This is a genomic window from Rhizobium phaseoli (assembly GCF_003985125.1).
Lineage (GTDB): Bacteria > Pseudomonadota > Alphaproteobacteria > Rhizobiales > Rhizobiaceae > Rhizobium > Rhizobium phaseoli.
The window spans coordinates 223,426-236,604 of the sequence record NZ_ML133567.1; the positions used below are offsets into that span (position 1 = coordinate 223,426).

The following is a 13,179-nucleotide window of genomic DNA, read 5'->3' on the forward strand; positions in this document are numbered from 1 at the left end:
TTTTTTGCATGCGTATCCGGTGCGCTCAACAGCCGACTTCGTTGATCGAATGACGGCCGGCGGAGCCTGATCCGCTTTTTTCCGATTTTCCAAAGCTTCCAAAAACGGACTTAACGCCATGAGCGCACCGCGTACCCTCTACGACAAGATCTGGGACGACCACCTGGTCGACGAACAGGCCGACGGCACCTGTCTTCTCTACATCGACCGCCACCTGGTCCACGAAGTCACCTCGCCGCAGGCCTTCGAAGGCCTGCGCATGAGCGGCCGCAAGGTCCGCGCGCCGGAAAAGACGCTCGCCGTCGTCGACCACAACGTTCCGACGTCGCCGGATCGCCATCTCGGCATCAAGAACGAAGAAAGCCGCATCCAGGTCGAGCAGCTTGCCAAGAATGCCGCCGAGTTCAACGTCGAATATTATTCCGAGAACGACAAGCGCCAGGGCATCGTCCACATCATCGGGCCGGAACAGGGCTTCACCCTGCCGGGCATGACGATCGTCTGCGGCGACAGCCACACCTCCACCCATGGCGCCTTCGGCTCGCTCGCCCATGGTATCGGCACGTCTGAGGTCGAGCACGTGCTCGCCACCCAGACGCTGATCCAGAAGAAGGCCAAGAACATGCTGGTGCAGGTCGATGGCCAGCTGCCGGCAGGCGTCACTGCCAAGGATATCGTTCTCGCCATCATCGGCGAGATCGGCACGGCGGGCGGCACCGGCTACGTCATCGAATACGCCGGCGAAGCGATCCGTTCGCTGTCGATGGAAGGCCGCATGACGATCTGCAACATGTCGATCGAAGGCGGCGCCCGCGCCGGCCTGATCGCGCCTGATGAGATCACCTTCGAATATATCAAGGGCAAGCCGCGCGCGCCGAAGGGCGAAGCGCTCGAACAGGCGATCGCCTACTGGAAGACGCTGAAATCGGATGAAGGCGCGCATTTCGACCGCGTCGTCAAGCTGAACGCCGCCGAACTGCCGCCGATCGTGTCCTGGGGTTCGTCGCCCGAGGACGTCGTCTCGGTCCAGGGCATCGTACCGAATCCTGATGAAATCCAGGACGAAACGAAGCGTGCCTCCAAGTGGCGCGCGCTCGAGTATATGGGCCTGAAGCCGGGCACGCCGATGACCGACATCAGCATCGACCGCGTCTTCATCGGCTCCTGCACCAACGGCCGCATCGAAGACCTGCGCGCCGTCGCCAAGGTGGTCGAGGGCAAGACCGTTGCCTCGACCGTCAACGCCATGATCGTTCCGGGCTCCGGCCTCGTCAAGGAACAGGCAGAAGCCGAAGGCCTCGACAAGATCTTCAAGGCCGCCGGCTTCGACTGGCGCGAGCCGGGCTGCTCCATGTGCCTCGCCATGAACGACGACCGGCTGAAGCCGGGCGAGCGTTGCGCCTCGACCTCGAACCGCAACTTCGAAGGCCGTCAGGGCTTCAAGGGCCGCACGCACCTCGTCTCGCCGGCCATGGCCGCCGCCGCCGCAATCGCCGGCCACTTCGTCGATATCCGCGAGTGGAACTGACGCGTCCGACGGAATGAAAGATAAAGCCGCCCGATGCGTCTCGGCGCATCGGGCGGCTTCTTTTATTGCGGCGTCGACAGCCGATCGGCGGCAATGATCGCAACCGGCGATTAGAAGGCCGCCGTCATCGGGTCCGGTCCCATGCGGGCGCCGGCGCTGTCGAGCTTGGCGATCGCCGCCATGTCATCGGCATCGAGCTTGAAGTCGAACACCTGGAAATTCTCCTCGATGCGCGACGGCGTCACCGACTTCGGGATGACGACGAGGCCGGTGTCGATGTGCCAGCGGATAATGACCTGAGCCGGCGTCTTCCGATGTTTCCTGGCGATCTCGCCGATGACAGGGTTCGAGATGAACTGACCCTGGCCGAGCGGGCTCCAGGATTCGGTGGCGATACCAAGTTTCTTGTGAACCTCTTGCGCCGTCTTCTGCTGGAAATCGGGATGCAGCTCGATCTGGTTGATAACAGGAACGACGCCGGTTTCGCCGATGATCCGCTCCAGATGTTCCGGATAGAAATTCGACACGCCGATCGAGCGGGCGCGCCCCTCTTCCCTTATGCGCACGAATGCCTTCCAGGTTTCGGTGTAGAGGCCGCGATGGGGCGACGGCCAATGAACGAGATAAAGGTCGACATAGTCGGAGCCGAGCTTCTTCAGGCTGCCGTCGAAGGCACGCAGCGTATTGTCGTAACCCTGGTCGGTGTTTCTGAGCTTGGTGGTGACGAAGATGTCCTTGCGGTCAAGGCCGGAGGAGCGGATGCCTTCGCCGACACCCTCCTCATTGTCGTAACCGGACGCCGTATCGATATGGCGATAGCCGGCGGCAATGGCTGTGCGCACCGTCGGGGCGGCAATCTCCTGCGGTGTCTGCCAGACACCGAGCCCGACCTGCGGAATGGAATGTCCGTCATGGAAAGTGATGATGGGTTGAGCGGTCACAATATATCTCCGGGAGTTTGAAGAATTGGACGAGGCATGAATTGCGCCCGCACACACATGGGGCGTCCCGAAGCGCATCTCAGCCTGAGCGTTCGGTCACCGGAAAGATATAGGCAGCCGCATCCGGAAGACAATCAGACCACCCGCACAATCGTCCCCTTGCGAAGATGCGGCAGCAGGCGGCGCATGTCGCCGAGGCTCACCGCCACGCAGCCGGCCGTCGGCTCGTAGCCCGGCCGGATGAGATGGAAGAAAATCGCCGAGCCGCGGTTGCGCGCCCGGCAGGAGATGTTCCAGTCCATCACCAGGCAGATATCGTAGAGCCCGTCGCTGCGCCGCATCTCCTCGTGACTGGCACCGAACGGCGCCTTGACGAGGCGGTTGTAGTTGGCATCGCCGGACTGGTCGCACCAGAGCATGCCGGCGCCGATGCGGCGGATGGGAAGCGCAGTGGCGAGCCGGCCGTTCCGCTCGCCGCGCCGGAAGCCTGACAGCAGCTTCATCGATGTGATCGGCGTGGCGCCGTCACCCTCGCGTTTCATGACGGTGCGGCCGGAGCGGCCGATCGCGGCAGGCACGATGATCGCGCCGAGCCGGACGATCGCGCGGCTCTTTCTCCCCGGTACCGGGCGCACCACGACCGTCGACGACCTAACTCTCGGCTTTCGCCTTGCTTTTTCCATTTTTCTCGCATGTCTTGCATTGCCTGAGGCTTTGATTGAAATCATATGCAAACATGCCCGGCAACAGCCCCGCCGGCCGATCCTTGCCAAACCTGCAATTTGGCGTAGGACTAGGGGACCTAACATGAGGACGCAACGGCATGACCGCACGCACCATTCTTTTGGTGGATGACGACGAGGACCTTCGGCAGACGCTAACGGAGCAGTTGTCGCTTTATGAGGAATTCACGGTGCTGCAGGAAGCCAACGCCGGCAAGGGTGTTGCGACCGCCCGTTCGACCCCGGTCGATCTGTTGATCATGGATGTCGGCCTGCCCGACATGGATGGCCGCGAAGCGGTGAAGCTCCTGCGCAAGGGCGGCTTCAAGGCGCCGATCATCATGCTGACCGGTCATGATACGGATTCCGATACGATCCTCGGCCTCGAAGCCGGCGCCAACGATTATGTCACAAAACCCTTCCGCTTCGCCGTGTTGCTCGCGCGCATTCGCGTGCAGCTGCGCCAGCACGAGCAGAGCGAGGACGCAACCTTTACCGTCGGCCCCTATCTCTTCAAGCCGAGCCAGAAGCTGCTGACCACCGACAACGGCCAGAAGATCCGCCTGACGGAAAAGGAAGCGGCGATCATCCGTTATCTCTACCGCGCCGAACAGAAGGTCGTCACCCGCGACGTGCTTCTCGAAGAGGTCTGGGGCTACAACTCCGGCGTGACCACGCATACGCTGGAAACCCATGTCTACCGGCTGCGCCAGAAGATCGAGCGCGACCCCTCCAACGCCGAAATCCTGGTGACGGAAAACGGCGGCTACAAGATCATCCCCTAGAACAGGATGATTTTAGGCTGGCTCGGCCTGAAATCTGAATCCTGTTCTCAATGAAAGAGTTGGAGCATGATGTCCCCCGAAAACCGCTCACACTTTTCGGCGTCATGCTCTAGAGTATTTTGGTTTTCTCCGAATCACGGAAATGCTCTATCTCTTTGTTTTCATGCAGTTCCGCACGCAAACCGCTCCGCAGTTTTGTTGGAATTGCTCTAAGGCGAAAAGCCCGCATGGCGCTGACGGACGATATTCATCTGCTCTCGCAGCTTCCGCTGTTCAAGGACATGAGCGAGGACCAGCTGCGACTGATCGCCTTCGGCGCCGACCGGCGCATGATCGCGGCCGGCCAGATGCTGTTTCGCCAGGGCGCGCCGGCCGAGAGCGCCTATGTCGTCTTGAGCGGCAGCCTGGCACTCAGCACGACGAGCAGCGACGGCATGCAGCGGGCCGATGCCGTTGCCGGACCCGGCACACTGATTTCCGAGCTGGCGCTGGTGACGCTAGTCGAGCGCAAGTTCACCGCGATCGCGCGCGAGGACACGAGCATCATCCGCATCACCCGCGCCCTCTTCCACCGGCTGCTCGAGGAATATCCGGATGCGGCCCGTCTGATCGAAAATCGCATCCGCGACAATCTCGCCGAACTCGCGGCCAAGGCCGCAAGCCAGTTCCACCGGTTCAGCTGATCCACACCGATCCGCGGCAACAAGGAAGCGTCAGTCGCGTGCGAAGCTGTCGATTGCTGCGGCGAGCTTCATGAGGTCGGCGGCATAGAAGCCGGCAGCGTTTAGACAGTTCGTCTCGAGCAGCTTCAGCCCCTCTTCGGTGCGGCAGAGATCGATGACATAGGCCGGCGAGTACCCAGGATTGATATCGACCATGCGCTGTCCGAACGCCAGCGCATCCTCGTCGATCTCATGACGGTGGACGACACGCGATCCGTCCTTGTAGAGCGAATAGGTGACGATCCGCCCGTTGACGGCCCACAGACGCCATTCGCGCATGATGCGAACGGGCTTGGTGAGCATCAGAAGCGTGTCGTGGCGAAGCGATCCACCCGGGATTTCGTCTTCGTCAAGCGTGAGGACCCTCTCTGCCATGCGGATGATCTCGCCTGCCGATTTGACATTGCCGGGCTCTTCCTTGCTGTCATCGACGGGACGTAGAAACCATTCCCGCCCATCGTCAGTCAGCTGGGTAGGGATGTCTCGGAGAGTGAGGAACAACGCGTCGGCTCCGTTCAGGAGATATGGATGCCACGCCTTTTCCTGGACGAAAGGACGCAGCTTGAACACGCCCGGCTGGTAGCCGTTCGCCTTGGCGTTTCTCCATAGCGTGTAGGAGCCGAACATGATCACCGAGCCCGGATCGGTGACGATCGGCGCCGGGATCAGCTCGCCGACAAACGGGACGACCTTGTGCCATGTGTATGCAATACCGAGCCGGTCGAGTGCCTCGGCCAGCTTGTGCGTGTCCTCGAACTCCTGAAGAATCCACTGCGTCAGAGATCGAAATGCGCCGTCACCGGCACATGGTCGGAAGGCCGATCCCAGCCGCGGGCTTCCTTCAGGATTTCGATCCGCTTGAGATGCGGCCCGAGATCCGATGACGACCAGATATGGTCGAGCCGGCGGCCGCGGTCGGCCGCTTCCCAGTCCTTGGCGCGGTAGCTCCACCAGGTGTAGAGCTTCTCGCTGGCCGGCACGTGCTGGCGCATGAGATCGAGCCAGGCGCCGCGCTTCATCACCTCGAGCAGCCCGTCGGTTTCGACAGGCGTATGGCTGACGATCTTCAAGAGCTGCTTGTGCGACCAGACGTCGTGTTCCAGCGGCGCGATGTTGAGGTCGCCGACCAGGATGGCCGAGGTATTGGCCTCGCCATTGGCCTTCAAGAGCTTCATCTCCTCGATGAAATCGAGTTTATGGCCGAATTTCGGATTGATCGTCCGGTCCGGCTCGTCACCGCCGGCCGGGACGTAAAAATTATGCAGCCGGATGCGGCGGTTGCCGCGTTCGAAGATCGCCGATAAGTGGCGGGCGTCGCCGACGCCGCAGTAATCCTGCCGGTGATCTTCGGTCAGCGGAATGCGCGAGGCGATCGCCACCCCGTGATAACCCTTCTGACCGTGGATGATGATGTGATCATAGCCCATGGCCCGCAAGGGCGCGGCGGGAAAGAGCTCGTTCGGCACCTTGGTTTCCTGCAGGCAGAGAATGTCAGGCCTGTGCTTGAGAACGAGCTGCTCGACGATCGGCATGCGCAGCCGTACTGAATTGATATTCCAGGTGGTAACCGAAAAGCTCATGCGGCAAGCCCTTTCACGCTTTCATGAAAGGGCTTTAGAACAAAGGCGAACCGGAGGGAACCGGGCCGCGTGCAAAAGCGTCAGGAGATCAACCGAAAAGCCTCAGAGCATAATGCCGAAAAGTGTAAGCGGTTTTCGGGCGACATCATGCTCTAACTCTTTAATTTAGAACAGGATTCAGATTTTAGGCCTCAAGCCTAAAATCATCCTGTTCTAGTCGCGCGATTGCGGCGTGCCGGGAATGCTCTCATAGGGAACCCGGAAGACGCGATCATCGAACTGCATACCGGTCTTGACGTTGAAGATCATCACCGAGGTGTCCTTGCCCTGATTGTCGGTGATCGTCCACTGACGCAGGTCATAGGTTTTCGGGTCGAACATCATGGTGATGGTCGAGTTTCCGAACACCGTATTGTTGCCGAGCGCGATCGTCGTCAGGTCCGACTCTTCCTTGACGCCCTTCACCATGCCGGCCGACAGATCGATATGCTGCGCCAGCAGCAGGCTGAGCGGCGTCTTGGAGAGCGGATAGAGATCCCAGGTCTTGAGCTTGGTATTGCCGATGGCGACATTCTTGCCGTCGGCGATCACCCGCATCGGCGACGGGTCGTCGTAGTTGAAACGCAGCTTGCCGGGGCGCTGGATGAAAAACTTGCCGCCGGTCTGCTCGCCGCGTGGCCCGAACTGCACGAATTCGCCCTGCATCGTCGTGACGCCGGAGAAATGGTCGGCAATCGCCTGCGCCGTGCCGGAGGCGGGCGCCGCCGCCTGCGCGAGGGCGCCGAAGGGAATGGCGCTTGCCATCGCAGCAACGGCGAAAGCGCCGAGAAGATCGCGCCGCGTCATCGTCAGGCCGGAGAGGAAGGAATCGGAGTTACGCATCTAAATCTCCTTTATGCGATCTGCATGCTGCCGAAAGGCGGCGTCTTCAAGGCGTTGCGATCGGCCCGCGAGAGGAAACGGCTTTGCTGCGATCTGGTTTCCGCAAAAGCGGCCCTATCTGAAATATATGGCTGTTATCTCAGCGATCGAGGATGTCGTCTTCGGTAGGGACGAGGATTTCGCGTTTGCCGGCATGGTTGGCCGGCCCGATGATGCCCTCCTTCTCCATGCGTTCGATCAGCGAGGCGGCGCGATTATAACCGATGCCGAGCCGGCGCTGCACATAGGAGGTCGAGGCCTTGCCGTCACGGAGCACGACGGCGACAGCCTGATCATAAGGATCTTCCGAATCCGAAAGGTTCGACGTGCCGGCCGGGCCACCGCCAGCGCCGCCATAATCGCCATCCTCATCGTCATCGGCGGTGATCGCATCGAGATATTGCGGCGAGCCCTGCGTCTTCAGATAGGAGACGATCTCTTCGACCTCGACATCCGAAACGAAGGGACCGTGCACGCGCTGGATGCGCCCGCCACCGGCCATGTAGAGCATGTCGCCCATGCCGAGCAGCTGCTCGGCGCCCTGTTCGCCGAGGATGGTGCGGCTGTCGATCTTCGAGGTCACCTGGAAGGAGATGCGGGTCGGGAAGTTTGCCTTGATCGTGCCGGTGATGACATCGACCGACGGGCGCTGCGTCGCCATGATCACATGGATGCCGGCGGCACGCGCCATCTGCGCCAGGCGCTGGACGGCGCCTTCGATATCCTTGCCGGCGACCATCATCAGGTCGGCCATTTCGTCGATGATGACGACGATATAGGGCATCGGCCGGAGGTCGAATTCCTCGGTCTCGTACATCGCTTCGCCGGTATGGCGATCGAAGCCGGTCTGCACCGTGCGTGAGATCACCTCACCCTTCGACAAGGCCTGCTCGACACGGGTGTTGAAGCCGTCGATGTTGCGCACACCGATCTTCGACATCTTCTTGTAGCGCTCTTCCATCTCGCGCACGGTCCATTTCAGCGCGACGACGGCCTTCTTCGGATCGGTGACGACAGGCGAAAGCAGGTGCGGGATGCCGTCATAGACGGAGAGTTCGAGCATTTTCGGGTCGATCATGATCAGCCGGCACTGTTCCGGCGTCATGCGGTAGAGCAGCGACAGGATCATCGTATTGATGGCGACCGATTTGCCCGAACCTGTGGTGCCGGCAACGAGCAGATGCGGCATCTTGGCGAGGTCGGCGATGACGGCTTCGCCGCCGATCGTCTTGCCGAGCGCCATGGCGAGCTTGGCCTTGCTGCCGTCGAAATCTCGGGAGGCGATCAATTCGCGCAGAAAGACGGTCTCGCGTGTCTGATTCGGCAGTTCGATGCCGATTGCGTTGCGGCCGGGAACGACAGCGACGCGGGCGGCGATGGCGCTCATCGAGCGGGCGATATCGTCGGCGAGGCCGATGACGCGCGACGACTTGATGCCGGGCGCCGGCTCCAGTTCGTAAAGCGTAACGACGGGGCCGGGACGGACGTGAATGATCTCACCCTTGACGCCGAAATCTTCGAGCACGCCCTCAAGCATACGGGCATTCTGCTCGAGTGCGTCGGCCGACAGCGTCGAATCGCGCACCACGTTCCTCGGTTCGGCGAGCAGGTGCATCGAAGGCAGCTGAAAGCCTTCTGGACGAATGAATGAACCCTGCGCCTCGCGCTCGACGCGGGCGCCGGGTTTCGGGCGCGAGATCGCAGGCACGACGCGAGGCTCCGGCTTGCCGGCGGCTTTCGCCGGCGCGCGGATCATCCAGTCGTCGTCATCGTCGTCTGGCAGGATATCGGCCGGGCGCGGCGGCATGTCGGTATCGAAGGGCGGATCGTCGTCCTCATCCTCGTCGTCGATGGAAAGCGACGGCGCGGCGACAACGCGCCGCGGCGAAGCCGCCCTTGCCCCCATTGACGGCTCCATCGACGGTTCCATGCGCTCGCCGCGTACAGCCGGCGTCTTGGCACGGACCGGTTCGTTCAACGTGCCGAACTCATCATCGTTGAAATCATAGGGCGATTCGAAATCGCCTTGGCGCCGCTTGCGCGGTCCCATGCCGAAGAGGCGACGCAGCCGCCCCTGGCTCATATACCAGGCATGTGTCATCGCGCCGCTGAAAGCGACCCAGCGCGACTCGTCCTCCTCGTCCTCATCGCCGACGACCCGCGCCTTGCTTGTCGTCTCGACGTAATCGTCCTCGATTTCGTCATCCGCTTCGCTGCGGCCGACGAGGCCCGAGGCAAACAGCATCATCCAGGCGGTCGGCACGGCAAAGATGCAGCCGACCACCATGGCAAAGGTGCCTGTGGGATAGGCGCCGACAAACAGTGCCGGAAAACGCAGGATCATATCGCCGACGACGCCGCCGATGCCGTTCGGGATCGGCCAGGTGAGCGGCGGCGGAAAACAGCCGATGACGGCGGAAGACAAAATCGAACCGGCAAGCCAGGCGCCGATGCGGGCGGGAATGCGGTTGAAGCTGCGGCCCGAGATCATCGTCAGCGCCCAGGCGACGATCGGCAGCATCGAAACGACGCTGGCAAGCCCGAGGAACTGCATGACGATATCGGCAAAGGCAGCGCCGCTGTAGCCGAGGATATTCGTCGGCAGGTTGGCCGTGGCGTAGGAATAGCTCGGATCCGCGACGTTCCAGGTCGCCAGCGCCGCGACGCAGAACGCCAGCAGCAGAAAGATCGCAAAGCCGATGAGCGCCTGGATCTGCCGCAGCATGAATGCCGAGAAGGAGAACCGATCCGGACGGCCATCCATCGCCGGCGACGTGCTTCTTGCCATGTGTCTAACCCGTCCACTGCCTGAGGGCATGCGAATCACCGAAGCTTCGCCATGCCAAAATGCGTCCGCTCTACCTAACCAGAGCCGGGTTAAAGCGATGTTAACCATGCGTGCCGGGACGGGCATCCAGCCCAGAAAAAGAAAAAAGCCCGAACCTTGGAAGGTCCGGGCCAAATGCGGCTTATGGTTAGATAGGCCGCGACGGGCCGTGGAGCGGCGCCCTTGAGCCGGGCGCCGCAAAGCCGATGTTACGAGTGGTAGGCGGCTTCGCCGTGGGTCGAGAGGTCGAGACCTTCGCGCTCGGCCTCGACCGTGACGCGCAGGCCGACGACGACGTCGACGATCTTGTAGAGGATCGCCGAGCCGATGCCCGACCACAGCAGCGTCGTGAGCACGCCCTTGGCCTGAGCGAGCACCTGGGTTGCCGTGCCGGCATAGGAGGCTGCGAAATCGGCCGTCGAATAATCGACGATGCCTGCGCCGCCCAGCGCCGGGTTGACGAGGATGCCGGTGCCGAGAGCGCCGATGATGCCGCCGACGCAATGCACGCCGAAGACGTCGAGGCTGTCGTCGTAGTTGAACTTGTTCTTCACGACGTCGACGAAGAAGTAGCAGACCGGCGAGACGATCAGGCCGAGAACGATCGAGCCCATCGGGCCGGCAAAACCTGCCGCCGGCGTGATGGCGACGAGACCGGCGACCGCGCCCGAAGCACCGCCGAGCATGGAAGCCTTGCCGCGGGCGAGGCTTTCAACGATGCACCAGGACACCGCGGCGGCAGCCGTCGCGACGAAGGTGTTGATAAAGGCAAGTGAAGCATAGCCATTGGCTTCGAGGTTGGAGCCGGCGTTGAAGCCGAACCAGCCGACCCAGAGCAGCGAGGCGCCGACCATGGTCAGCGTCATCGAATGCGGAGCCATGATTTCCTTCTTATAGCCCGTACGCTTGCCGAGCATGATGGCGCCGACGAGGCCGGCAATACCGGCATTGATGTGAACGACCGTGCCGCCGGCGAAGTCGATTGCGCCGTAGGAGAAGATCAGGCCGGCCGGCGAGGTGTAGGAGCTCGGACCGCCCCAGAACCAGACCATGTGCGCCATCGGGAAGTAGATGAAGGTCACCCAGAGCACGACGAAGAGCATGACAGCCGAGAACTTGACGCGCTCGGCGAATGCGCCGACGATCAGGCCGGGTGTGATGCAGGCGAAGGTCATCTGGAAGACGATGAAGGTGTATTCCGGAATGGCGACGCCCTTCGAGAAGGTTTCGGCGAGCGACGAGGTGTTGACGCCGGCCAGGAACGCCTTGGAGAAGCCGCCGACGAAGCTGTTCAGCGAGCCGCCGTCGGTAAAGGCGAGCGAATAGCCGTAGGTCACCCAGAGCAGCGCCACGACGGCGGTGATCATGAACACCTGCATCAGCACGGACAGCATGTTCTTGGCGCGGACGAGACCGCCGTAGAACAGCGCAAGGCCGGGGATGGTCATCAGCAGGACGAGTGCCGAGGAGATGAGCATCCAGGCATTGTCACCCTTGTCCATGGTGAAGGCCGGAGCGGCGGCAGCGGTAGTGGCGGCGGCGGGCGCAGCCTCCTGCGCGAAAGCGACAACCGGCGCCATCAGCGCAGCTGTTGCTGCGCAGATCAGCGCAAAGGGGGAAGAAAACTTCGAAGTCGACATTGAAAAAAGCTCCTTGATCTGCCGCTTACAGCGCTTCTGAATCGGTTTCGCCCGTACGGATGCGCACGGCATGGTCGATCGAATAGACGAAAATCTTGCCGTCGCCGATCTGGCCGGTCTTGGCAGACGCCGCGATGGCTTCGACCGCCCTGTCGACGAGTTCCGATGCAACGGCGATTTCGATCTTGAGCTTCGGCAGGAAGCTGACGGCGTATTCAGTGCCGCGATAGATTTCGGTATGCCCCTTCTGGCGACCGTAGCCCTTCACTTCGGTCACGGTCAGGCCCTGAATGCCGATCGCCGTCAGGGCTTCGCGGACCTCATCGAGCTTGAACGGCTTGATAATAGCCATCACAATTTTCATCTGGTTTCCCATCCTTCGTTATCCTCGGCGCGGAGCCGACTCTCCTTGCCGCTGACGTTCCTGAACAGCGACCGGCGATATACATTCAAAGGACGTGCCAGATTCGAGATGTGGTATAACTTATTGAAATATAAAGAATTTGTGAAACAGCGCCAATAAACAGGCAAATGATTGGCCAATAAGCGCACAAATAATGCGCAAATCTGCAAATATGCACTCTATTTAATCATTTGCCTTTTTCCGAATCAGGCCCTCCTGAGCGACGGAGGCGATCAGCACGCCCGATCGGGTAAAAAGACTTCCGCGGCAGCCCCCGAGCGCCCGAGGCCGACGGGCTATCCTGCGTATAGAGCAGCCAGTCGTCGAGCTTGCAGGGTCTGTGGAACCACATGGAGTGATCAAGGCTCGCCACCTGCAGGCTCTGATCGAAGATGGACGTACCATGCGCATAAAGCGACGTGTCGAGCAGCGTCATGTCGGAGAGATAGGCAAGGACTGCCGCCTGGTAGCGCCGATCGTCGGGAACCGGCCCGGTCGCCCGCACCCAGACGTCCTGCCTGGGATCGAGCTTCCTGTCGGAGAAATAATGGGTCAGCGAGACAGGGCGGATTTCGATCGGCCGCTCGCGCTGCCAATATGCCCGGATCGCCTCCGGCGCATGCGCGAGATACTGGTCCTTGATCTGCTGCTCTCCGAGCAGCGCCTCCGGCATCTGCACCTCGGGCATGCCGATCTGGTGGTCGAAGCCCGGCTCCTCCAGCTGGAAAGAGGCCGACAGCGCGAAGATCGCCCTGCCGTGCTGGATCGCGACGACACGCCTGGTATTGAAGCTCGATCCGTCGCGGATGCGCTCCACCTGATAGATGATCGGCACCGAGGGATCGCCGGGCCGCATGAAATAGGCGTGCAGCGAATGGACGAAACGCTCCGCCTCGATGGTGCGCTGCGCCGCCATCAGCGCCTGGCCGATCACTTGCCCGCCGAAGACCCGCTGCCAGCCCGCCTGAGGGCTGCGGCCGCGGAAGATGTCGACCTCGATCGGCTCCAGGTCGAGTGTCGAAAGCAGCCTCTCCATCGCCGTAGGCCCTGATGTCTCGCGCGTCATTTTGTATGCCTCCCGGCGGTAGGAAGTGAAGTGGCGATGATCTA

Annotated in this window: 11 protein-coding genes and 1 pseudogene; 3 read left to right on the forward strand and 9 right to left on the reverse strand. The window is 61.6% G+C overall.

What is annotated here, in order from left to right:
• Positions 1-118: 118 nt before the first annotated feature.
• Positions 119-1,528 (forward strand): 3-isopropylmalate dehydratase large subunit, encoded by a 1,410-nt coding sequence (gene leuC, locus EFD56_RS06720; protein ID WP_126904979.1) that lies wholly within the window; start codon positions 119-121, stop codon positions 1,526-1,528.
• Positions 1,529-1,638: 110 nt separating this feature from the next.
• On the opposite strand, the gene EFD56_RS06725 is transcribed toward leuC, so the two are convergent.
• Entirely contained in the window at positions 1,639-2,469 is an 831-nt protein-coding gene (locus EFD56_RS06725) for an aldo/keto reductase (RefSeq protein WP_126904980.1), read from the reverse strand.
• Between the two features lie 134 nt (positions 2,470-2,603).
• Positions 2,604-3,152, reverse strand: coding sequence for a L,D-transpeptidase family protein (locus EFD56_RS06730; RefSeq protein WP_126904981.1), 549 nt, complete (start codon positions 3,150-3,152; stop codon positions 2,604-2,606).
• Between the two features lie 140 nt (positions 3,153-3,292).
• On the opposite strand from EFD56_RS06730, the gene EFD56_RS06735 reads away from it, so the two are divergent.
• The gene (locus EFD56_RS06735) at positions 3,293-3,976 is read left to right on the forward strand and encodes a response regulator transcription factor (RefSeq protein ID WP_011427159.1); all 684 of its coding nucleotides are present in this window, start codon (positions 3,293-3,295) and stop codon (positions 3,974-3,976) included.
• A 227-nt stretch (positions 3,977-4,203) separates the two neighbouring features.
• On the forward strand, positions 4,204-4,659 hold the full coding sequence (locus EFD56_RS06740) for a cyclic nucleotide-binding domain-containing protein (protein ID WP_038691875.1): 456 nt from the start codon (positions 4,204-4,206) through the stop codon (positions 4,657-4,659).
• 30 nt (positions 4,660-4,689) lie between these two features.
• On the opposite strand, the gene EFD56_RS06745 is transcribed toward EFD56_RS06740, so the two are convergent.
• The 7 genes and pseudogenes from EFD56_RS06745 to tesB form a co-directional block, all read right to left on the reverse strand.
• Positions 4,690-5,478, reverse strand: coding sequence for an ATP-grasp domain-containing protein (locus EFD56_RS06745; RefSeq protein WP_126905034.1), 789 nt, complete (start codon positions 5,476-5,478; stop codon positions 4,690-4,692).
• Complete coding sequence (locus EFD56_RS06750; protein ID WP_085743462.1) at positions 5,475-6,278, reverse strand: exodeoxyribonuclease III; 804 nt, start codon at positions 6,276-6,278, stop codon at positions 5,475-5,477. The genes EFD56_RS06745 and EFD56_RS06750 overlap by 4 nt, the downstream gene beginning before the upstream one ends.
• 213 nt (positions 6,279-6,491) lie before the next feature.
• Positions 6,492-7,160 carry an outer membrane lipoprotein carrier protein LolA gene (locus EFD56_RS06755; protein WP_004676810.1) on the reverse strand — a complete coding sequence of 223 codons (669 nt, stop codon included), beginning with the start codon at positions 7,158-7,160 and terminating at the stop codon, positions 6,492-6,494.
• Positions 7,161-7,299: 139 nt separating this feature from the next.
• Entirely contained in the window at positions 7,300-9,987 is a 2,688-nt protein-coding gene (locus EFD56_RS06760) for an FtsK/SpoIIIE family DNA translocase (protein WP_126904982.1), read from the reverse strand.
• Between the two features lie 248 nt (positions 9,988-10,235).
• Positions 10,236-11,666 carry an ammonium transporter gene (locus EFD56_RS06765; protein ID WP_126904983.1) on the reverse strand — a complete coding sequence of 477 codons (1,431 nt, stop codon included), beginning with the start codon at positions 11,664-11,666 and terminating at the stop codon, positions 10,236-10,238.
• A gap of 25 nt (positions 11,667-11,691) precedes the next feature.
• On the reverse strand, positions 11,692-12,042 hold the full coding sequence (locus tag EFD56_RS06770) for a P-II family nitrogen regulator (protein ID WP_003543684.1): 351 nt from the start codon (positions 12,040-12,042) through the stop codon (positions 11,692-11,694).
• A gap of 210 nt (positions 12,043-12,252) precedes the next feature.
• Positions 12,253-13,135 (reverse strand): annotated as a pseudogene (tesB, locus tag EFD56_RS06775) (acyl-CoA thioesterase II).
• Positions 13,136-13,179: the final 44 nt, after the last annotated feature.